Source organism: Staphylococcus hyicus (assembly GCF_000816085.1).
In the GTDB taxonomy this organism is placed as follows: domain Bacteria; phylum Bacillota; class Bacilli; order Staphylococcales; family Staphylococcaceae; genus Staphylococcus; species Staphylococcus hyicus.
Genome location: NZ_CP008747.1, coordinates 672,809 through 695,649, shown reverse-complemented (window position 1 = coordinate 695,649; position 22,841 = coordinate 672,809). Strand labels below are relative to the sequence as shown.

Below are 22,841 nucleotides of genomic sequence, written 5' to 3'. Positions count from 1 at the left end.
AAAGAGGGAAGAACATAATCTTTTAAAGATGCATTCTTCCCCTCTTATTTTTTCAAACTTTATAATATATCCTTATACAAATGAATTTAAGTACGGAAGCGATATAAAGTGGACGTTGACTTTTAGTATTTCTAATAGCCTACCAAATACATAAGAATTCGTCAATTTGAATTTTTATGACGCATTAATTTCGATTTTAAAGTAAACAAAATTTCATATATAACCGGAACAACGATTAAAGTTAATAACGTGGAAGATAACAATCCACCAATTACTGTCGCCGCTAATCCTTTTGAAATTAATACTGAACTGTTTTGTCCAAAAAGCAAAGGAAACAGGGCACCAATCGTTGCAATTGCTGTCATTAAAATAGGTCGAATACGCGTACCCCCAGCTTCTATTAATGCCGCTTTCATTGACATGCCGGTTTTTTCATTATTGATTACACGATCAATGAGTACAATGGCATTCGTTACGACAATTCCAATTAACATTAATAAACCAATCATACTTGGTACTGATAATGTTTCACCTGTCGCAACTAATGCACAAACCACGCCAATAATTGTATAAGGCAATGAGAATAAAATTGTAAATGGCGCCAAGCCACCCTTAAATGTGAGCACTAATACTAAATAAACGATGATAATAGCAGCCAACATCGCAAGTAATAACTGTGAAAATGCCTCCGTAATATCATCATTTGTTCCTCCGACCGACGTTTTAACATCCTGAGGTGTTTTTATTTTCGACAGTTGATGTGAAACATCTTGCGTAATGCCACCAACATCTTTACCCGAAATGTTACCAGTTATTGTACTCGTATAGTGACCACTTTCTTTTACAAGCGTATTCGGCGTTGTTGTTTGCTTTAATTCTGCAATGTCACTAAGTTTAAGGTTTGGATTTTGTGGAGATGGAATTGATGTATTTTCAAGTTTGTTCTTAGTCCATTGCGTCTCTTTATTTTGTTTAACGACAACATCATATGATTGTTGATCCGCTTTTATTTTCGATATCGTCATTTCTGGTATATTTTGATTCAGTAATAGTGCAAGTTGTCCCGCAGTGATGCCGTTTTCACTTGCGCGTTGATGGTCGACTTTCACTTCATATTGGGCATACGTATCAGTCAAATCTGATTTTACATTAGTTAAACCTTTTGTCTCTCCCATAAGGTGCTCAACTTCTTTGACCGTTCCTTTGATTGCATCTGTAGAAGGACCCGTAACTTGTACTTTTAATTGATGCGAACCCGTACCTGTACTCATATCAAGATTTTGCCAATCTCCTGAATGATGATACGTCGCGATATGTTTTAATACACGTTCTGGTTCAGTATCAAAGTTCGGTGTATCACTGTCGTATTTGACCATTAGCGCAGTACTATTTGTGCTACCCGTAGGATCTGCTGGAGAAGGACCGCCGACAGAGTACTGCACATGTTGCACATGAGATTGATTGTTCAAATACTTTTGTACTTCTTCCGCATTTTTTAATACACGTTCTTTTGTTTCTCCTGGTTTCGGCTTATATGTCAAAGCCATAAATTTGTCTTCACCTGTAGATATAAAACTTGTACCAATCTTTATACTGCCTAGCACGATACTTCCAATTAACAACACTGTACTTAATATTATAACGATCCATTTGTGATCGAGGCTCCAAGATAAGATTTTACGATATCCATGACCTAACTTTCCTAAATGATGTTTCGGTTGTCGCTTCAAGCCATTTTTAAAAAACATTGATCCAAGTACAGGTACAATTGTAATCGAAACAAGCAATGATGCCAGTAAACTAAAAGTCACCGCATAAGCAAAAGGTCTAAACATTTCCCCAACAGACCCCGTTACAAATGCAAGTGGTAAAAAAACAATAATGGTTACTATCGTTGAAGACATAATAGGAATGAATACTTCCTTCGTCGCTTGAATAATTAAATGGTCCCCTGACAGTACCTCATCCTTCTTCGCTAAACGTCTGTATATATTTTCAATAACAACAATTGCGTCATCAATCACACGTCCGACTGCAACAGTTAAAGCACCTAACGTTAATATATTTAAAGATACATCAGTCAATTTTAAAGCAACCATGGCTATAAGTATTGACAACGGAATGGATACTACAGAGATTGCTGTCATTTTTATATTTCTTAAAAATAATAATATCACGATAATCGCAACGATCGCGCCAAGCAATGCTTTTTCAATCATCGTTGACAAAGCATCTTTTATAGGTTTTGCAGTATCCATAATTTTTACTGTTTTAAGATTATCATGCGATTTCACAAAGTCATGAATCGTTTGATCCACTTCATTTGCTACAGCAACCGTATTTGCATCTTGTGCTTTTACAATTTGTACATCCACTGCATCTTCACCGTTTGTTTTAGAAATGGATTTTCGTTCATCCTGGAGCGTAATTCGCGCGAGTGATTTTAAAGGTACTGTTTCATTGTTTGAATTACTGGTAAGTGCTTGTGATGCAGTTAAAGCTGATGATGACATGGACATCCCTTGGCTTTGATCTTGATTCTTGCTGTCATTTTGAGCCGATGTAGCCGGTTGACGTGAGATAGCTAAAGGAACTTCTAAATTTTCAAGGGCATCAATAGAGGTAAATTGCCCATCAATAACGACGGATTTATCTTCGTTACCAAACTGAAACAAACCTAATGGGGTCTCTTTCGAAGCGCCCTTAATATAATCTGAAACTTGCTGTTGATTTAACCCTACTGCTTGTAATTTTTGGTCGTCATACTTCAACGTTGCTTGACGTGTAGTCTGACCATTTACAGTCGCGCGCTGTACGCCTTTAATTTCTTGTAATTTCGGTATTAACTGCTCTTCAACCGCTTTCGTCGTTGCTTTAATATCATTTTTTTGATTTATAAACGAATAGGCTACCACTGGAAAAGCATAAATCGAATTACGTTTAATCTCAGGGTCTTGAACCCCTTCAGCAAATGACATTTTTTGAAGTGTTTTTTGTAATTCTTGTTCTACCTTATCTAAATCAGTTTGATCATCAAATTTCACTGTCACCAATGACGCATTGGCTAACGACTCTGTTTTAACGCTTGTAACATCAGCCATCCCTCTTATTTCTTCATCAATAGGATTACTAACTTCTTTCATTATTGTGTCAGGTGTAGCACCTGGCATAGTCGTTGTAATTGTCATCATCGGCGGTTCGGTATCTGGTAACAATTCTAATTTCATTTTAAAGCTTGCATAAACACCACCTAATATGACAAGCAGTACCATTAACATAATTGCAAATCGATTTGATAGTGAAAAATCTATCAGCTTTTTGACCACCCTTATCGCCCCTTTTTCCATATTATAGCTACATTAACATATTCACTCTTGTATCAGTATCGTTATTTCAATATGAATACTAACCCTCACGGCACCGCCTACAGGATATAAAAAACGATGAAGTTTGAATCATTATGAGGTAACTTCATCGCTTTATCTATCTGTTTTATGAATTTTTCAACTTACGTACAATTTTAATTTTTAATTTTGTCAATTGAGGTTTGAATTGTTCTACCGCTTGATACACAAGTGGATTTAACACAAAATCAAATTCTCCGATTTTTTCACTTAAGTATGTGCCCCAAGCTTTTTTAAACGTCCACAAACCATAATGACTTGACGTTTGATCTGGATTATTATTCGTACCACCAAAATCATACGTTTTAGCCCCTTTGTCTCGTGCATATTGCATCATTTTAAACTGCATATGGTGATTTGGTAAGAAATCACGATGATCGTTTGAAGATGCGCCATATAAATAGTACGATTTATGGCCACAAAACATCAACAGTGCGCCTGATAAATAACGCCCTTCAGGATGTGTACGTTCTAGATTTTCTAAATCATGAATTAAACTTTCTGTCTTTTGTTGCTTATTTTTTAAATCATTAATTTTATTTAGCGTTTTTTTATCTTGCTTTTTAGCTTTGAGTCTCGCTTCTTCTTTGTCTTGTTCTTGTCGCTCTGCTCTTAAGTCTGCTAAAACGGGTTTGGGTTCTAATTTCACTAAGAAAAGTTCCGCATCGCCATCAGCATGTAACGCATCATAAATCGTCTCAAAATAAGAGACATCTCGCGTTAAAAAGCCATCACGCTCGCCTGTTTCCTTCATTAAGTCAGCAAAAATTTTTAAATCTTCACGTCCTTTACGCTCTACTTTTGTGCCACGCTTTAGCGCTAAACGCACTTTAGAACGATTTCGATTGTCAAAACTTTTGATGAGCGCATCATCCGTTTGATCTAAAGGCGTAATCATAGTCATTCGAGGTTGAATGTAATCTTTAGAAAGACCTTCTTTAAAACCTTTATGTTTAAACCCTAATGCTTTCAAATCATTTACCACTGATAATCCGTCTTCCACTTCTACATCAGGGTCAATTTTAATTGTATACGCTTTTTCTTCTTTAGCTATTTTAATCGCTTCGGCTAATAACGTTTTTACTGCTAACGCTTCTGAATAATCCACGACAAAACCACGAGAAGCGTAACATAATGTGAACGGCGTACGTGGTATTTTTTTAAAAAGAAGTTGTGCAACGCCTTTGATTTCTCCATTTTCTCCTACTGCAATACGTTTTCTGTACCATCCCGTTAACTTTTTCGTTTCGCCCCATTTCGTTAGTTGAAGCAAATCACCGTTGGGATGATTTTTCACAAACGCATCATGTTCTTGATCCGTAATATTGATTAATTTCATAGTTTACTGACTCCTTTAAATCTGCTTTACCCATATTAATTTTAACCTAATTCGTATCCTAAATTCTTATGACTATTTATAGATGTGCTATACTGAGGTTGAAATGGGAGGTCACAAAATGAGAAATATTGTTTTAATTATTTTAACACTCATTCAACTTATTGTATTCATGATTTCATTGATTTATATGATGAAAATAGATTTCTTAAGTTTGCGCATAATAGTTGTAGCATTAACGACTGTACTGGCTATTTTCTTCATTCTATTACATGAATCAAAACTCCAGTTATATGTGGCATGGATTGCCCTTATGTTAGCACTCATCCATGTCGGATGGTTAGTACAAACCATCTATTCTGTCATTTATTAAATACTTGGATTAAATTGATAATTCGCACCATGCGTTCTTATTAAAATAGGCGCATCAATCGTCGTATCTGTTAAATAAACTGTATCAATAACGTCTTGACGTCCCTCAGTAATTTTAAATTTCACTTTTTTAGCTGGGCTATATAAAATCGTATGTTTGTCACTGTCTTCAATGATTTCCATATCAAACCAACGTTCCCAGTTATACACCATCGTTTGACGTTGATGGGTTTTGAATTCAACCATATCGATGGTCAAATGTGTTTGAAACGCATCTTTTAAATCCTCATACCTACTTATGTCATCTTTGTTCCATTGAATGAAAAAGGGCATCATCATGTCGTACGCATGATCGTGAACATAAAGTAATTGCCATTCAATAAGGTGTCCTTTTTTATTATATCGCGTCATCTTTACCGGCCCAACTGTTTGCAATCCACGTTTTTGAAATTGTGTTTTTAATAAATGAATATCTTTGGTACGAAAACAAATTTTTTTAAATCCTTGTTTGTATCCATTTTTCATGACCGCAGTCGCAAAAGAAAATTTACCCTCTTGCGTTTTAGATTGATGTTTTATTTTTCCTTTATCGAAAACATCTATAAGTTCAATATACGATAAATCGATTTGAACTAAACGGTTAAATGTCCCTAGTTTTTCATGTTGTCCACCTTTATGAATTTCCAAAAATTCACCTGGAAATTCAAAATGGTTGAGCCCTTTTACATAATGAATGATATGATCCAGCTCGATATCGACCATATGCGCCCCTCCTCAATTACGACTTATATTCTATTTTATCAAAGTTTTACTAGAATATCTCTTGCGCATATCATTCTCTCCTTTTACCTTAAATCTTAATTAGTATCAAAAGCGCTTTTCGATATGCGTGATATAATACGATTAACGTTAATACTGAAAGGAAGTTATATATGAAACCTTCGTTACTTTTTGACAGTTTCACTAAACTTTATCGTCCTTATATTAAAATGGTACAACCTTTAATGACGGAATATGACTTACATCCAGCACAATGGCTGATTCTGAAAGATATTGCAGTCAACATCGATACAACACTGGTACAAATTTCAAAACGCCGTTCCATTGAAAAACCTACAACACGTAAAATATTAAAGGCGCTTGAATCACGCGAATGGATTATTGCAAGAACTGGAGAAGATCGTAGAGAAAAATTGCTTCAACTCTCTCCTAAAGGTCAAGATGTGTATCAGCATATGACATCTAAAATTGCCACTTTACAGCAGCAACATCTCGAAGCTTTAAACATTTCTGAAGCAGAGTATCAGCGTACAGTTGAGATTCTCGATCAACTCTATGATTCAATGATCGCTTATATAAATACACATCATACATAAATATCTTACATGGTTTTTGTTTCATTAATAAAATAGTAGAAGAGGCAATAATGACTTTAATAATAGACGAAAATAAAGCAACAAAATCAGAGACGTTGATTCCTTAAAATGAATGTATGTCCCCGTATGTTAAAACAATTCGACTAAGTTACGTCAATGTAGGTTCCTCACCGTTTTTATTTATGGATACGTGCGACAATGTTGAAATTTGAATGACCTTGTTGCCTCTCTACTTTAAAATTTTAATTTCACAATTTTTTTACCCCTTTTTTACATCTTTTTAATCTAAATCGAAAATCGATACTGATATACTTAAATAAATTAATAAATTGTTAGGAGTGTAATTAATGAAAAAATTATTTGTTTCCTGTCTTTCTATTGGTTTAATAAGTTCTACTTTTGCTTTAACACCCGTTGACGCCCAAAATACCTCAACAAAGCTTCAAATCCATGATATTCAAGGCGATACATATCAATCGAAATATGCCAATAAACATGTTGACGCTATTCAAGGAATTGTAACATTTCAATATTCGTTAAATGGTCAACACTATTTCCATTTACAAACACCGGATCATTTAATCGATGACAACCCTAATACTTCTGAAGGAATCATCGTATTTGCAGGTAAAGAAAAACCACGTGTAAAAGTTGGGGATGCGGTAGAAGTTTCTGGACTCGTCGCTGAATATCCAATTGAAGGTTATAAAGAAAAGCATAAAACCGATCAACCTTTAACCGAAATTGACGCACGATATGAGAAACAAGGTAAAATAAACGTTATTCAATCAAATCAACCTTTACCAAAACCAATTAAAATTAAACGCGTACCTACAAAAATCGCCTCTCCTAATGGTCAATTTAACCCCAAAAAATATGCGTTAGATTACTGGGAGTCCTTAGAAGGCATGCGCGTACAAGTAGACAACGTCCGCAGTGTTGGTCCACAAGAATACGGTGACATCTTCACTGTTCAAGATCACGTTCGAAAAGAAACGATACATGATGGTATTTTGTTAAAAGAAAAAAATGCGAATGGGCAACGTATACCATTTAAAGTCCACGGACCACTTCAACAAACGCGTAACTTTAATGTGTCAACTGGCGATCACTTCAAGGGTCCACTCATCGGCTACGTCAATTACGGGTACCAAAATTACAAAATCAATATAGATTATGACACAATGAAAAAAGCGTATGTGAAAGGACCAGCACAACCAAAAGGAACAACAATAACACCTTCAAAAGATAAGTTGACAATGGCGTCTTATAATTTAGAAAACTTTTCAAATAATCCAGATTCAACATCAAATGACAAAGCTCAAAAGTTAGCCAATGGTATTGTTAGCCATATGAAAAACCCAGATATCGTTGGAGTGACTGAAGTTCAAGACAATGACGGTGCTGGTGTTGGTGGACCAGAAGCAAATGAATCCTATCAACGTCTCATTAATGCGATTAAAAAAGCAGGCGGACCAACCTATGCATATAAAAGTATTGACCCAGAAATGAATCAAGACGGTGGACAACCTAATGCAAATATTCGTGTCGGGTTCCTTTATCGCCCAGATCGTGTATCTTTCAATAAAAAGGTGAAGCCTGGGGACGCTACCACAAGTGTCGCATATAAAAATGGGCATCTCACACATAATCCTGGACGAATTGCACCAACAAATCCAGCATTTAAAAACTCAAGAAAACCACTTGCAGCTGAATTTACATTTAAAGGAAATCAAATTATTGCAATCGTAAATCATTGGAACTCTAAAAACGGAGATGATCCTTTATTTGGTAAAAAACAACCAGCGGAACGTCGAAGTGAAATTCAACGTGTTCAAATGGCTAAAGCAGTAGGTGACTTTGTAGACCAAGTACAAACTCAAAACCCTAAAGCGAATATTATATCTGTGGGTGATTATAACGATTTTCAATGGTCTCAAGCGCTAAAAACATTTGAACGCTACCAAATGGTGAATTTAGTGAACCACGTCCCTTCAACATCGCGCTATTCATATAATTACCAAGGAAATGCTCAAACGTTAGACCATATATTCGTGTCAAAACATTTAAAGGCGCGTTCTAAGTTAGATATGATACATGTAAATAGTGATTTCACGGATATGTCTGGACGTGCAAGTGACCATGATCCTTTATTAGCCCAAATAGACTTTTCAAAAAAATAAATTTCTTTCTCACACGTAAATCATACACAGCAAAAAGCCTTCACAATGCACGAAAATATGCATTGTGAAGGCTTTTGTCAGATTTAAAACAGCCCACTTAGTTAAACAAAAGTACTTCTTTCACACATGGGCAATTTAGCAACACGAGGGCTAACCACCAATATAATTCATATTAATTTTCTTTTTACGTCGATTTTCAACGGTTTGTGCAGTACGTTCGTCTGAATAACGATCATCTCGAACATACCAAAGCTGCTTCAATCGTGCTTCAACCGCGTCATCATCAAGACCGCTTCGTAATAATTTACGAATATCATACCCCTCTGCCGCACTAAACAGACACCCATAGAATTTGCCATCTGATGACAGTCTCGCTCTTGTGCATGTCGAACAAAATGAATCCGAGACACTTGTAATCAAGCCAAATTTAGATGTTGCGCCTTTATGTCTATAATATTTCGCAACTTCCCCAAAATATTTAGGGTGTACAGGTTCAATATCAAAATGGGTTTCAATCATATTTAACATTTCATCTTTCGTTACGACTTTAGAAAAATCCCACCCATTATCATTGCCAACATCCATAAATTCAATAAAACGAATCGTGACATGTTTATCTTTAAAATATTCAATCATCGGTATGATCTGATCATCATTGATTCCTTTTTGTACAACTACATTCACTTTAACTTGAAAACCTATTGAGACCGCATAATCAATTTGTTCTAACACTGTACGCGCTTTTATATTTCGGTTGTTTATGGATTGAAATACCGCGTCATCTATCGCATCTAAACTGACATTGATTCGTCTTAAGCCTGCATCGTACAATTTTTGACCATGTTTTTTTAACAACAGCCCGTTTGTCGTTAAACCAATATCCTCGATGCCATCAATGCGCGTTATCAGTTGTATTAATTGGTCTAAATCTCGACGCAACAAAGGTTCTCCACCAGTAATTCGAACCTTTTTAACCCCTAGGTTTGCATAAATTTTTGTAATGCGTGCAATCTCTTCAAACGTTAAGAGTTGATCTTTAGGTAAAAATACATAGTCGTCTCCGAAAATTTCTTTTGGCATACAATAATCACATCTGAAATTACACCGATCAGTTACGGAAATGCGCAAATCACGTATTGGACGTCCTAATTTATCTAAAATTTGTTCAGTCATTATTGCGCCTCCCCTCTTGTTTATCGATTCATTTCTGTTTTCAATGCTAAAAGTTCTTCTTGATAATTAATATTACGATACCAATAGGATGGACCTTGAATCGCAGTTACATCTAACCAATCCGTAGATACCCTTTCATATACCCGTCGCATACTATAATCATTCCCATTTAATGCTGCTTCAATATGAGGTAATATCGTCTTATGATAAAATGCAATTGTTGGAATTGGTCGACCCTTCACTTGAAATCCAGCCACAACCAATTGCGCTTCAATTAAATTAGCAATTAAAAATTGATACAATTGACTAATCGCTTTGTCTGTAACCATCGGTGTATCGACGGATACTACAAAATATAAATCGTCATCCGTTTGAGACATAACAGAATAAAGTCCGCTTAATGGACCTTTATTTTTATGTTGCGGCACATCCTTAATCACGTGATATCCGCCAAAATGCGGAGCTAATGTATCGTTCGTACTAATAATTATTTCATTAAACATATTCGTCGTCATGAGTGTCTGATATATTTTTTTGAAAAATTTTTCGTTGTTTATTTCTGCAAATGCTTTAGGTGAACCGAAGCGTGTTGATTCGCCTCCCGCTAAAATAATCGCTTTCATTTGAGTAATTTAACCTCCACTTACGGGTGGTATGAGTGCTACCACATCATGTGGCTTGATCACTTCATCAGCTTGTACAAATTCCTCATTCACTGCTACTTGGAATTTTTTTCCTTGAATGACAGGATACGTTTGATATAAATGTGTCTTTAAATCCTCAACAGTCACGCCATAATCAAAATGAAAATGATCTTCTGTACGGTTTAATAATTCTTTAATTTCTGCAAAATATAATATTTTCACGATTGGCCTCCTTGATTGATTGCGTCATCATGATAGCCTCGTTGATGACCCTGCCATTCGGCACCATCTTCCCAAATTTCTTTTTTCCATATCGGCACAATTTCTTTAATACGTTCTATCGCATATTCATTTGCGCGATACGCATCTTTCCGATGTGGTGACGAAACACTAATGACAACTGCAATATCTTTTATATTTAAAGCACCAATACGGTGAGCTATGGCCGTAACTGTTCCTGGCCATCGCACACTAATTTCATCACCAATTTGTGCTAATTTTTTCTCTGCCATAGGAGTATAGGCCTCGTATTCTAGGTATTCCGTCCGAATACCTTTTGTCCATTCACGTACGTGACCAGTGAAAACCACAACAGCACCTTGCTTTTCGTTTAATGTCCATTCCCGATATTTTTCAGGATTTATAGGTTCTGATGTCACTTCAAATTGTTTCAAGTTAACCATCCTTTACTTCTGATAACCACGCTTGTAGCAATCTATCAACTTCACGCATATTTATGTCATCTTCTGTTCGCTTAACGTGATATTTAACGTTCGACAGTTGTGTTAGAGCATGTAATTCTGCTTCGTTACGGTAGATGATCATTTTTTCATAAGGCGCGTTTTTGTAGCCTTCAACCAAAATAATACTGTCATTAATCGTAACACAGTCTTCTATTAAAGTCTTTAAGGCGATTCCCTCATTTTTTTGTATTGTCTCAATAAATTTATGACCTTGTACAATACTTTGATCCGCACCTGCTTCAAAATGCTTCATATGATCAACTGCACGGTGAGGCAACGTAATCTCTTCACCCACATGACCATGATGCTTTATTGTTACAACGGGGTAGCCTTGTGCTTTAAAAAAACGAACAGCATGGGCCACAAGGGTGGTTTTACCACTATTTTTATAGCCTACAATTTGTAAAATCATACGTATATATCCTGTTGATAATATTCTGTTGCTGTTAGCAAGACATCGACAAACTGTCCCGTTGTATAACCGCGTGTTCCACTTGGTAACACCATTATGGCATTACTATGCGCAATCGCTATAACAGCACCAGATTTATTGAATCCTGCTGGCTTAACAGTTGCCTCTTTCCCATTAAATGTAACAGTAGCACGTATAAAACGTGTAAATGGATTTGCTTTTTTAAAATCCTCCATCAATGTTGCTTTGACCATCGCTGGATAAACACGTGTTGCCCCCATCATCCGATAAATAGAAGGTTTAACAAACAATTCGAACCCTGTATAACATGCAGAGGGGTTACCTGAAAGACCAAATAGATACGTTTGTTCTGTCACGGCAACTGTAGTAACACTACCCGGACGCATTGCCACTTTATTAAAAAGCACTGTCGCATCAAGCGCGCGGTAAATATCGGGTAGATAATCATAATCACCTACAGACACCCCACCTGTCGTAACCACAATATCATGTTCTTGAACCGCTTGACGTACAACATTTAAACTACTTTCAAAATCATCCTTTTGAATTTGATACATATGTGATGTAATGGCCTCTTGTCTAAGCAACGCATGAATCATCGGTCCGTTTGAATTACGTATTTTTCCTGGTTCGAGAGCATCTTCAACATCTAACAATTCACTACCTGTTGCAATGATTGCTACAGATGGTTTGACAAATACCGGTACTTGGCGATATCCAAAAGTAGCCAAAACAGCGATAGCTCCTGCATTTATACGTTGTCCTTTTTTTAATACCACGTCACCAGTCGTCGTTTCTTCACCTTTGAGAGATACATTTTCGTGATGTGAAAAAGGTTTACGTATTGTAAAACCGTCCTTTGTTTCAACTGTCTGTTCTAACATAACGACTGCATCGGCACCTTTTGGTATTTCAGCCCCCGTCATAATACGTACCGCTTCACCTTTTGCTAAAGTGGCTTGTGATACTGACCCCGCACCTATGTGGTCAATCACTTTAAACCCAACGCGTTGTTCACCACTTGCGTCAGTACTATCCTCACTTCTAATCGCAAAACCATCATAAGGGGATTTATCGAACCGCGGAATATCATATGTCGCAATAATATCTTCAGCAAGGATATATCCATCTGCTTCATATAAATCAACAGTCGTTTCAGGTAGGTTTATGTCTTGTTTAATACAGCGTTGAATTGCTTCGATTACTGGGATTGGTTGTCTTTTTTCTAGTGTCATCGTTTATACTCCTAACAATTCATGTATTTCATGCTATACTTACCTTGATTTAAAAAGGAGGTATACCATGACGGAATTTACACATATTAATGCACAAGGCAATGCAAAAATGGTGGATGTTTCTGAAAAAGATATCACGAAACGCACTGCCATAGCGCATTCGAGCATTCAAGTCAATGATACAATTTATAATCAAATTATCAATAATACAGCTAAAAAAGGAAATGTTTTAAATACTGCACAAATTGCCGGCATTATGGCTGCAAAACACACTGCCACAATCATCCCGATGTGTCACCCACTCCCATTAACAGGCATAGATATCCAATTTGAATGGCGTCAAGAAGACACTCACTTTACACTGCACATTACAAGTAGTGTATCTACAACTGGCAAAACAGGTGTTGAAATGGAAGCACTCACAGCCGCCTCCGTCACTGCTTTAACTATTTATGATATGTGTAAAGCTGTGGACAAAGGCATGGTCATAGGTGAAACATACCTCATTGAAAAAACGGGTGGTAAATCAGATTATAATCGCGTTTCATCACATTAACTTTCAGCACACATCTTCTACTACAATATGCTCGGGGCGTAAAATCATCCTACACACATTGGATTTTCGCCCCGCTTATTTTCTTTGTGATTCTACTTATTTAATTCATGTATAAGATGATTCAGTTCAGGCAAGATTAATTTTTTCATCCCAAGTGTCACTGCACCAGTAGAACCTGGTAGACAAAATACGAGTTGTGTTCCAATGGAACCGCCTATCGCTCGTGATAATAGCGCTCTACTCCCTACGTCTTCTGCATAACTTAAATATCTAAACAATTCTCCGAAGCCTTCGATTTCTTTTTGTAATAATGGTTTAACCGCTTCAATTGTACAATCACGTTGTGCAATGCCAGTACCTCCAGTTGTAATAATGACTTCGACACCTTCATCTAACCATGTTGTCACTTGTGATTGAATTGCTGAGATGTCGTCTTTCACAATTTTATAGCACGCTTCTGTAACATGCGTGTTGTGTTCACCTAATAATTGTAATACTAATTGACCGCCTTTATCGGTTTCAGTCGTTCTTGTATCTGACACAGTCAAAACTGCACATCTAATCGCTCTACCTATGTTTACATTTGTATGCATCTTTAATCTCCTTTATCCAAATAATTGATTGATTATCGTATACGCTTTATCTCGTTCTTTTAGGCCATGAATTAATATGCGACCATTTTGAAAAGCAATCATTCGACGCTGTTGAAATTGAAACTGCACGATGTATCCATTCGTTTTATATGCAATATTTCGTTGCTCAAGAAATTGTATCAACGTCTCCAAATCTAAATCTGGATGATGATACTGAACAGTATCACGCCCACATAATGTCGCAAAGTGAGGTTGTTGTTGTATTAGAAATGGATATGTTGGATGTTCACCACATGTCTGACATTTGTCACGTTTTAATCTACTGAAACCAAATGTATGATGCGTGCCTTCCCATATATCACCATATGTCAGTTTTGGTTTAAAAGGTGTTTCAGTTAAAATTTTCAGTGCGTCCCTAAGTTGAAAACTTGTGGTCATTGTTACCGCAGGTTGAATCACACCTACCGTATCACACGTTAAATTTATTGAGGGTATTTGAGGAACTAAACATTGAAAGCACGGTGTTTCACCAGGTATAAACGGCGCTTCAATATAAGTACTACGCACCACACCACCATAAATCCACGGAATATCATGTTTAAAAGCGAGGTCATTGATGATCATTCGCGTTTCAAAGTTATCCGTTGCATCCATAATCAAATCGACATCGTCAATCATTGTCTTTAAAATATATGCATCTGCATGATCAATCACAGTTTCAATAATTACATCTGAACGAATTGATTTTAAAACACGTTCTGCCGCAACCACTTTAGGTATTGATTGGCGCGCATCCGTTTCAATAAATAACGTTTGGCGTTGTAAATTTGATGCTTCAATATAATCGCGGTCTATGATTCGTAATTTTTTCACACCCGCACGCACGAGCCCTTCAGCGAGATGAGTACCCAGTGCGCCCATGCCAACAATTAAAACTGTTTTAGAATTTATTTTTTGTTGTCCCTCTTTACCTATACCTTGAAATAAAATTTGTCTTGAATAACGATTTTGCATCTCCATATGTACCTTTCTCACATCATCTATGCCATCTATTATAAAGTGAAGTGACACAGGTCTCAAAGAAATCACTTTATCATAGTGTTCAATGTCTTATATCTTTAATGTATATGATGTAGTGCATATTTTCGAGTCGTAAAAACACGCGATTTAACTCAAAAATTCCCTATAAAATAAAACATACTAAGATTAGCGGTAGAGAGAAGTAGATCGTCCAGGTCCTTCCTACAATTAGTCAAGCGTTTTCAACTAATTGTAGGAAACAGGGGCTGGTACATAAATCATTTCAGTTTTGATTGTTCCTAATGTTTTGCTTTTCTAAGCCTATATGCAATCCAAGACTACTGCCTTATATATTGTAAAAGCCAATAGTCTTGGATTTCTACGCTCAAAATAGATTTACGTTTCGGCTTAATGCCTTAGAAGTCTCAGCTAAGAAAGCAATCAAAGGGATGTTTTAATGCATCAGCCTTCCCGTCATAAATACTAAGTTTATATATAAATATAACCAACAGAGTTCATGTACGAAGAACTTTGTTGGTTTTGTTTCGCGGGGTAAATATGTCGCAGCCCCTTGGACAACAAGCAAATTTTAATTCTTTACTGATATTTTAACGACTTCATCTGCCAACTGTGCCGCTTCATATTTTGAATGCGTTACAAAAATAATTGGAATGTTCCACATATGATACATATGTTTAATCAAAGCGATGCTTTCCGACTTTGTGTCATCATCCAAACTTGAAAAAGGCTCATCTAAAAGTAAAAGTTCCGGTTTTTGACTTAATGCCCGCGCTAAAGCAACGCGTTGTTTTTCTCCACCTGAACATTGATGTGGATAAGCATTTTTTAGATGATTTATTTTTAACGCTTGGCATAGCGCTTCGACATGCGTTGTTTCGGGGTGCATAAAACGAATATTTTGAAGTACAGTCATATGCGGAAACAGTTGATAATCTTGAAATAAATAACCGACATTCCGTTGTTGTGGTGGTAAATTGATATGATTGTTCGTATCAAGAAGAATACGTTCACCAACTTGCACACATCCTGCTTCAGGTGTGCGTATCCCAGCAATCATATTTAGCAAAGTCGTTTTACCTACACCCGAAACACCTTCTAACGCATAAATTTTAGGCGTCAATGCCTGTATATTTAGCTGAATCAAATGATCATTAATATGATGTTTGAGCTGTATATGTAACATTTAATCCCTCTCTTTATACGCATCTTTATTCAATAGATTCATTGTCCCTATAATTGTTATTGAAAATGCCACAAGTACGAGTACCCATAACCATGCTTGATTTTCACGACCTTGTTGTACTAAAAAGTAAATTTCCAAAGGTAACGTATTCGTACGTCCAGGTATATATCCAGCGACCATTAAAGTGGCACCAAATTCTCCTATGGCCCGTGCAAACGCGAGCATCGCTCCGGAAATGAGTGCGCGCTTTGAAAGAGGCAAAATTAATTTAAAAAATATTTTGCCTTCAGATGCGCCCATTGTACGTGCTGCATTTAACATTTGGGCATCGATGCTTCGAAATCCGTGTACAGCATGCTGATACATTAAAGGAAAACTGACAATAATCGATGCGATTGTAGCACCAACGAGAGAAAATACGACCTGTATCCCTAAGGTGTCTGTAAGTAAATGACCGAGTGGCCCCTCAACGGAAAAGACAATTAACAACAAGAAACCTAGTACCGTTGGTGGCAAAATGATAGGTAAAAACACCAGGCTTTCTATTAAGCGTGTCCAAGTATTTTGTTTATTGTATAACCACTTTGCTAACATGATACTTAAAAATACAACAACAATTGTGCTCATCATTGCAATTTTTAAAGAAATCCATAATGGCGTTAAATCAGCCATAACATCACCTATTGTTCAAAATGATATTGCTTTAAAATTGATTGTGCTTGTTTTGATTTCATAAACGTCACCCACGCTTTACTTAATGCATCATCGGATATTCTTCCCATCTCGTATGTAATCGGTTGTTTCAATTGCGCATCTTTTACCTTTTCAACATTTGTATCTTGTGTATTACCAGCGTATAGATCTGTTTGATATACAAAACCATATTGCGCATTACCTTTATCTACGTAGTTCAACACTTCACGTACGTCTTTCGTATAGACCACATGTGGTTCGATTTTTTTCCATAACCCTTGTGATTCCAAGTACATTTTTGCATATTTCCCTGCAGGAACTGATGCCACTTCACCCAAAGCAACGTGCGTGTTTTGCTGTAATTGATCTAAAGATTGCGATGAGACTCCACGTTGTTTAATTAAAATTAATTTGTTATGTGCATATGCGTAAGAGTCTTTAACTTTACCTTTTGTTTTTAATGTTTTAACATCTTTCGTATTCGCCGACATAAAAACATCGACAGGTGCACCTTTTTCAATTTGTTGTCTTAATGCGCCAGACCCACCATAGTTAAATTCGATGACAGCGTTTGGATGTTCTTTTTTAAATGCTTTTTCAAGTTCTTTTGTAACATCTGTTAAACTTGCTGCCGCGGATATTGTTAGATGATTGTTCTCGTCATTTTGTTGTGCTTTATTGCCACATCCAGCCACAAGACATAAAAGACCTATTATCGTTAAACCTAAAAATACAATCCTTTTCATTTAAGACAATCCTTTCTTTATATGTATCTTACTATATTATCCATGAAACATTCCTGAAATGCACGCTAAAACGAGATTGTTCACATTTTTAACCTATGGTTTAATGTTAGCCCTAAATGGTTTTATATTTTTTAATTTAAGCGTAAAATATATATAAATGTGTAAGGGGGACATAGGGGTGAAACAAGATATCCACTACAATCAAAAAATCATGAGGTATGAGGATGGAGAACTTCGGGAAACGTATGATGATTATGTGACTGAATTTCCATTCACAATTATGATTAATGGCGAAGAGTTTGCTACAGTTATTTGTAGCCCAACGCATTTAAAGGAACTCATCTTAGGATTTCTAGCATCTGAAGGTATCATTTTAAAACGTCAAGAAATAAAACAACTCGATATAGATGATAGTAAAGGGTTTGCACACCTTCTTTTAACATATGATGTCAAAGACCGCATTCAACTTTCAAATAAGAGATTAGTCGCTTCATGTTGTGGGAAAAGTCGCGAGTTTTATTTTCAAAATGATGCTGCCATCGCGAAAACGTCGATGTCCAACATTCAAATTCATCCAGAACAAGTGTTAACGATGATGAATCGGCTTCAAGAAGAAAGTGAAACATTTCAAGCAACAGGCGGATTACATAATGCTGCCATAAGTGATGGGAATGCATTTTATATTCACCGCCAAGACATAGGGAGACATAATGCTTTAGACAAGCTTTTTGGTTACTGTATTGAAAATGAAATTTCTGTAAGAGATAAAATTTTGATTTTTAGTGGGCGCATCTCTTCTGAAATTTTAATTAAAGCCGCTAAAATTGGAGTAGGAATGATCATATCTAAATCAGCACCAACCACCTTAGCTGTTCAGCTTGCAAATGATTTAAACATCACTGCGATTGGTTTTGTACGAAACCAACATTTTAATATTTATAGTCATGCCCATCGCATTACAAAACCAAATCATTAACTCATTTGGAAGTATTTTTAAAACGAAACCATATGCCATAGATTAAGATACATGAAAAACACCCGAAAATTTCGCTTTGCCGAATTTTCGGGTGTTTTTGTTCTCTATATCAATTAATCATGCGTTAACAAAGCACTATAGCGAAAATGTAAATACGTGTATCCTTGCTTTACATACATCTCTTTCACCGTATCTTCAGCATCTGCTACTAAAATAACCACGCGATCCTCTGCTAGTTTTCCCACTTGAGCTTGAATCCGACGTCCAATGCCTTTTTGTTGATATTCAGGTTTCACCGCAAAACCATCTAATTCTAATGTCTTTTCACCATAAATTAAATTTAAAATACCTACTGGGATGTCATCTTCATATGCAACATAATACGCCAATTGTCCTTTTTGATATTGAATTTGTTTACGAATATAACTACAAGCTTCTTCGATGTATACAGCACCATAAGGCGCACTGAGTTCACTAAAAATCAAAAGGTAGTCATTGATGTTTTGTAATGTGACCCGTTTTAACGAAATCGCTTCATTTGAAAGTCGCTCTAATTCAGAACCTTCAATCGCATACATTTCCACACAGCCTAATTCAAACCCTTCTTTTCTTAAAAGACGTAACATATCTGTCGATAAATAGGTGTCTGGTGGAAATTCAAAATTAAGATGTTGTGAAGCAGTTTGCGCATGTTGTTGCTGTTGTATAACCATATCATTTTTGAATGTTAACACATCAGGCATTAAATGATATCTCCATTTATTCCCATCATATTTATGAGGATGTTCGGGGGTGTGAAATCGCGTAAAACGCGACTGACTTTCAATAACATGACCATCAGTATAAATTGTATCCATTGATATTTTCATCCTATCCCCCCTTTTTTCTTATGAATGCGTATGTTTTAATACACGTGCTGTTACTGGATTTTTCAACAAAGCAATCGCAAAAAATGAAGCGATAAGTGCTTTTATGACATCTCCCGGGATAAATATTAACGACGTATAGAGAGCCTTAGACACCGGTATATGTGTAATTAAACCCATTACCACAGCACCTACAAAATCTAATAATAAGACACCGATAACCAAAATAATCATAAACACTTTAAACACATTTAAATGTTCAAATTGACGATCTCTTATCCATCCAATTAAAAATGCAACAATCGGATACATAAATAAAAATCCTGCACTCGGACCCATAAACACACCGATACCACCACGTCCTCCAGATAATAAAGGCGCACCACATGCGACTAGTAATAAAAATACAATGACACTTAATGTCCCGTATTTTCGACCTAATAAAATGCCAGCCAAAAAAACGCCTATATTTTGTAGTACAATTGGCACGGGTATAAACGGCAATTGGATTGGCATTACAAACCCCATGATTGCAATCATTGCAGTCATTAACGCAGTATATACTAGTAATTTTGTTTGATTCACTAAATTTCCTCCCTATTGACTTCAAACGTGTTACACCATTTAAAATGACCAACAAAAAAATCGTCATATTTAAAATGATATAGCCATTGCCGTATTATACATGATTGTAAACATTTTTTCTAGCACGTTTACAATTCAGAGACCGCACCAATCAGTGCTGCATCATTTTGTAATTGTGCAGTTTCAATTTTAGCGCAACCATAATGTGGTGGTAAGTAAGCTTTTACGTGTGGTTGTATGTATTTTAATAAGGCGTGTTGTTGTTGAGAAATGCCTCCGCCGATAATGACACACTCTGGATCAAACATAATTTGTACTTCCGCTATACCTCGCGCAACTTCACGCCCCCAAGTATGTAATATCCATTGTGATTTCTCAGCATGACGTGCATCTTCAAATAATTGAGCTACATGATCATGGCCATAAGCTTGTTTTAACATCAATTGTTTTAATGCCCGTGTTGACGCACGTTGTTCATAATTTGTGTGAGTATTAGGATCAAAGAGTAAATGTCCTATCTGATTGGCTCGATGTCGTGCACCAACCATTAATCCACTTTGTTGGTGAAAATAACTACCGCCGATACCTGTACCTAAGGTTAAACAAAATGCACTTTGAACCGGGTATTTCCGGTATGATATTTCCCCTAACATTGCAGCATCTACATCGTTGTAGACATTTACTTGGGTAGAGAATGGACGTAATGCCTGTTTAAAATCCGTACCAGCATAATCCAGTATGTTGTCATTTGCGTATACAATGGTACCCTCAACACAATTAACAGCACCTGCTGTCGAAATACCAATGCTGACATTTTTTAAATGATAGGCATGCACATAATGGTCAATACGGTTAACGACCTCTTTTAAAATGGCTTTATTTTCATTGATTGGAGTAGGGTGTTTTTGATAACCCTCCAGTTGAAATCCAGGTTCTACGATCGCAGATTTTATAAATGTCCCTCCAATATCAATTGCAATTTTCGTCATAAAATTTAGCACCTCGCAATAAATGTTTAGTTAATAATGTTTTCGCTTTAGCATAATGTTTGGCTTTTAAAGCTTCATAAATCGCTTGATGGTCATCAATACTTAATTGATTGTCTCGCTCTGAAGATTTAATAGGTGTTTGATAAAAATACGCATGCACGACCGCACTCATTTGTTTAAATAATGGTACATTTACCGCTTCTAAAATACTTTGATGAAATGCTTTATCATCATCGATAGTAAACGTTTCAGGATTATCTACAAGGATACGTTCAATCGCTTCTAAAGAGGTTTCATCTCGCTCTATAACATCAATCGCTGCAAGTTCAAATGTCAAGCGGAGCATCATTAAATCTTTTAAATTTCCTCGTGACACTTGAAAGCTAAATAAAAAACCTTCTATAAGTGGCGTAATATCATGTGCTTTTACAATTGTTCCCTTACCTTGGACACTTTCTGTTACTCCTGTGTTTTCTAAATAACTTAATGCCTCTCGCACAACTGAGCGACTCACTTGATATTCTTCGGCTAATTTACGTTCTGTGGGTAACTTGTCTCCTGCTGTAAGTTGGGCATCCAAAATATAATTTTTAATATTTTCCACCATTTTCCCCTTTAAACTTTGACGACTGTTCATGTCTTCCATCCTTGTGTACTCCCCCTTTCATAACGATTCAAGTGTATCATAAAACGTCATATTACAATAAAATGCGCTATTGACCTCTTAAATGATAGCGCTTACAATATAAGTATAAATTGGTCTGACCAATATTTCAATAATCAGAGGAGGCAAACCATGAAAAATCATTTAAAAGGCTTATATGCAGCACTATTAGTCCCATTCGATGAGAATGGAAATATTATTGAAAGTGGTTTACGTGACGTCGTGCGCAATGCGATAGACCATCAACAACTAGATGGTTTATACGTCAATGGGAGTTCTGGAGAAAATTTCTTAATGAATACCAATCAAAAGAAAGAGGTTTTCCGTATCGTCAAGGAAGAGGCTCAAGATGACATACGTTTAATCGCACAAGTAGGTTCTTTAGATTTAAATGAAGCCATTCTACTTGGGCAATATGCAACGGCACTAGGTTATGATGCCTTATCGGCAGTCACACCATTTTATTATCCTTTTACATTTGAAGAAATATGTGATTATTACTTTAAAATTATCGAAACAACTGAAAATGACATGATTATTTATGCCATCCCCGGGTTAACAGGTGTCAATCTTTCAATCGAACAATTTGAAGTATTGTTCAAAAATGAACGCATTATCGGTGTTAAATATACTGCCCCTGACTTTTTCTTACTTGAGCGTTTACGTCATGCATTCCCTAATCATTTAATCTTTTCAGGTTTCGATGAAATGCTCGTTCAAGCAGCAATATCTGGAGTTGATGGTGCAATCGGTTCAACGTACAACATCAACGGTGTGCGTGCTCAAGCGATTTTCAAAGCCGCTCAATCAGGAAATATTGAAAAAGCATATGCATTACAACATGAAACCAATGACATTATTGAGCAAGTTTTAAAAATGGGATTATACCCTACACTAAAAGCCATTCTAAAAGAAAAAGGAATAGAAACGGGTTATCCAAAAGCACCTTTCCACCCTTTTAAAGCGGCTTTAAGGCCTCAATTAAAAGCACTTATTCAACAATATCGCTTATAGAGAAGTCATGAAACATATTTGAAGCATTTACCGCAT

At 36.3% G+C, this 22,841-nt stretch carries 24 protein-coding genes; 6 read left to right on the top strand and 18 right to left on the bottom strand.

The window, feature by feature from the left end; all coding sequences use genetic code 11:
• Positions 1–161: 161 nt before the first annotated feature.
• Both SHYC_RS03015 and SHYC_RS03010 read right to left on the bottom strand, forming a co-directional pair.
• On the bottom strand, positions 162–3,326 hold the full coding sequence (locus SHYC_RS03015; RefSeq protein ID WP_039644427.1) for an efflux RND transporter permease subunit: 3,165 nt from the start codon (positions 3,324–3,326) through the stop codon (positions 162–164).
• Between the two features lie 166 nt (positions 3,327–3,492).
• The gene (locus SHYC_RS03010; RefSeq protein WP_039644425.1) at positions 3,493–4,743 is read right to left on the bottom strand and encodes a lipid II:glycine glycyltransferase FemX; all 1,251 of its coding nucleotides are present in this window, start codon (positions 4,741–4,743) and stop codon (positions 3,493–3,495) included.
• 118 nt (positions 4,744–4,861) lie between these two features.
• Between SHYC_RS03010 and SHYC_RS03005 the strand changes: the two genes are divergently transcribed.
• Positions 4,862–5,113, top strand: coding sequence for a hypothetical protein (locus SHYC_RS03005; RefSeq protein WP_039644424.1), 252 nt, complete (start codon positions 4,862–4,864; stop codon positions 5,111–5,113).
• Here SHYC_RS03005 and SHYC_RS03000 read toward each other — a convergent pair.
• Positions 5,110–5,874 (bottom strand): VOC family protein, encoded by a 765-nt coding sequence (locus SHYC_RS03000; RefSeq protein ID WP_039644423.1) that lies wholly within the window; start codon positions 5,872–5,874, stop codon positions 5,110–5,112. The genes SHYC_RS03005 and SHYC_RS03000 overlap by 4 nt on opposite strands.
• Before the next feature lie 170 nt (positions 5,875–6,044).
• On the opposite strand from SHYC_RS03000, the gene SHYC_RS02995 reads away from it, so the two are divergent.
• Complete coding sequence (locus tag SHYC_RS02995) at positions 6,045–6,488, top strand: MarR family winged helix-turn-helix transcriptional regulator (RefSeq protein ID WP_039644422.1); 444 nt, start codon at positions 6,045–6,047, stop codon at positions 6,486–6,488.
• A gap of 347 nt (positions 6,489–6,835) precedes the next feature.
• Positions 6,836–8,671, top strand: coding sequence for an endonuclease/exonuclease/phosphatase family protein (locus tag SHYC_RS02990; protein WP_039644413.1), 1,836 nt, complete (start codon positions 6,836–6,838; stop codon positions 8,669–8,671).
• A 150-nt stretch (positions 8,672–8,821) separates the two neighbouring features.
• Here SHYC_RS02990 and moaA read toward each other — a convergent pair whose 3' ends face one another.
• The 6 genes from moaA to SHYC_RS02960 are packed head-to-tail and all read right to left on the bottom strand — an operon-like array spanning position 8,822 to position 12,899.
• Complete coding sequence (gene moaA, locus SHYC_RS02985) at positions 8,822–9,844, bottom strand: GTP 3',8-cyclase MoaA (protein WP_039644411.1); 1,023 nt, start codon at positions 9,842–9,844, stop codon at positions 8,822–8,824.
• A 20-nt stretch (positions 9,845–9,864) separates the two neighbouring features.
• Complete coding sequence (mobA, locus tag SHYC_RS02980; protein WP_039644410.1) at positions 9,865–10,467, bottom strand: molybdenum cofactor guanylyltransferase MobA; 603 nt, start codon at positions 10,465–10,467, stop codon at positions 9,865–9,867.
• A 9-nt stretch (positions 10,468–10,476) separates the two neighbouring features.
• A complete protein-coding gene (gene moaD, locus SHYC_RS02975; RefSeq protein WP_039644409.1) occupies positions 10,477–10,710 on the bottom strand; it encodes a molybdopterin converting factor subunit 1 in 234 nt (77 codons plus the stop codon).
• Positions 10,707–11,162: a molybdenum cofactor biosynthesis protein MoaE gene (locus SHYC_RS02970; protein ID WP_039644408.1), complete on the bottom strand. Its 456-nt coding sequence runs from the start codon at positions 11,160–11,162 to the stop codon at positions 10,707–10,709. Before SHYC_RS02970 ends, moaD begins: the two co-directional genes overlap by 4 nt.
• A gap of 1 nt (position 11,163) precedes the next feature.
• Positions 11,164–11,643: a molybdopterin-guanine dinucleotide biosynthesis protein B gene (mobB, locus tag SHYC_RS02965; protein ID WP_039644407.1), complete on the bottom strand. Its 480-nt coding sequence runs from the start codon at positions 11,641–11,643 to the stop codon at positions 11,164–11,166.
• Complete coding sequence (locus tag SHYC_RS02960) at positions 11,640–12,899, bottom strand: molybdopterin molybdotransferase MoeA (RefSeq protein WP_039644406.1); 1,260 nt, start codon at positions 12,897–12,899, stop codon at positions 11,640–11,642. Before SHYC_RS02960 ends, mobB begins: the two co-directional genes overlap by 4 nt.
• Before the next feature lie 67 nt (positions 12,900–12,966).
• Here SHYC_RS02960 and moaC point away from each other — a divergent pair, with 67 nt between their 5' ends.
• The gene (gene moaC / locus SHYC_RS02955; RefSeq protein WP_039644405.1) at positions 12,967–13,455 is read left to right on the top strand and encodes a cyclic pyranopterin monophosphate synthase MoaC; all 489 of its coding nucleotides are present in this window, start codon (positions 12,967–12,969) and stop codon (positions 13,453–13,455) included.
• A gap of 92 nt (positions 13,456–13,547) precedes the next feature.
• On the opposite strand, the gene SHYC_RS02950 is transcribed toward moaC, so the two are convergent.
• From SHYC_RS02950 to modA, 5 genes are all read right to left on the bottom strand, one after another.
• Positions 13,548–14,048 (bottom strand): MogA/MoaB family molybdenum cofactor biosynthesis protein, encoded by a 501-nt coding sequence (locus tag SHYC_RS02950; RefSeq protein WP_039644403.1) that lies wholly within the window; start codon positions 14,046–14,048, stop codon positions 13,548–13,550.
• A gap of 12 nt (positions 14,049–14,060) precedes the next feature.
• The gene (locus SHYC_RS02945; RefSeq protein ID WP_039647528.1) at positions 14,061–15,062 is read right to left on the bottom strand and encodes a ThiF family adenylyltransferase; all 1,002 of its coding nucleotides are present in this window, start codon (positions 15,060–15,062) and stop codon (positions 14,061–14,063) included.
• Between the two features lie 595 nt (positions 15,063–15,657).
• Positions 15,658–16,272 (bottom strand): ATP-binding cassette domain-containing protein, encoded by a 615-nt coding sequence (locus tag SHYC_RS02940; RefSeq protein ID WP_039644402.1) that lies wholly within the window; start codon positions 16,270–16,272, stop codon positions 15,658–15,660.
• Positions 16,273–16,944, bottom strand: coding sequence for a molybdate ABC transporter permease subunit (gene modB / locus SHYC_RS02935; protein WP_039644401.1), 672 nt, complete (start codon positions 16,942–16,944; stop codon positions 16,273–16,275).
• 8 nt (positions 16,945–16,952) lie between these two features.
• Positions 16,953–17,711 (bottom strand): molybdate ABC transporter substrate-binding protein, encoded by a 759-nt coding sequence (gene modA, locus SHYC_RS02930; protein WP_039644400.1) that lies wholly within the window; start codon positions 17,709–17,711, stop codon positions 16,953–16,955.
• Positions 17,712–17,922: 211 nt separating this feature from the next.
• Here modA and fdhD point away from each other — a divergent pair, with 211 nt between their 5' ends.
• A complete protein-coding gene (gene fdhD / locus SHYC_RS02925) occupies positions 17,923–18,687 on the top strand; it encodes a formate dehydrogenase accessory sulfurtransferase FdhD (protein WP_039647526.1) in 765 nt (254 codons plus the stop codon).
• Between the two features lie 113 nt (positions 18,688–18,800).
• Here fdhD and SHYC_RS02920 read toward each other — a convergent pair whose 3' ends face one another.
• From SHYC_RS02920 to SHYC_RS02905, 4 genes are all read right to left on the bottom strand, one after another.
• Positions 18,801–19,556, bottom strand: a complete 756-nt coding sequence (locus SHYC_RS02920) for a GNAT family N-acetyltransferase (protein ID WP_039644398.1) — start codon at positions 19,554–19,556, stop codon at positions 18,801–18,803.
• Between the two features lie 18 nt (positions 19,557–19,574).
• Positions 19,575–20,138 (bottom strand): biotin transporter BioY, encoded by a 564-nt coding sequence (locus SHYC_RS02915; protein WP_257053710.1) that lies wholly within the window; start codon positions 20,136–20,138, stop codon positions 19,575–19,577.
• 128 nt (positions 20,139–20,266) lie between these two features.
• Complete coding sequence (locus SHYC_RS02910) at positions 20,267–21,127, bottom strand: ROK family protein (RefSeq protein ID WP_039644396.1); 861 nt, start codon at positions 21,125–21,127, stop codon at positions 20,267–20,269.
• Complete coding sequence (locus SHYC_RS02905; RefSeq protein WP_039644394.1) at positions 21,108–21,773, bottom strand: FadR/GntR family transcriptional regulator; 666 nt, start codon at positions 21,771–21,773, stop codon at positions 21,108–21,110. The genes SHYC_RS02910 and SHYC_RS02905 overlap by 20 nt, the downstream gene beginning before the upstream one ends.
• Positions 21,774–21,923: 150 nt before the next feature.
• Between SHYC_RS02905 and SHYC_RS02900 the strand changes: the two genes are divergently transcribed.
• Positions 21,924–22,805 carry an N-acetylneuraminate lyase gene (locus SHYC_RS02900; RefSeq protein ID WP_039644392.1) on the top strand — a complete coding sequence of 294 codons (882 nt, stop codon included), beginning with the start codon at positions 21,924–21,926 and terminating at the stop codon, positions 22,803–22,805.
• The last annotated feature ends 36 nt before the right edge of the window (positions 22,806–22,841 follow it).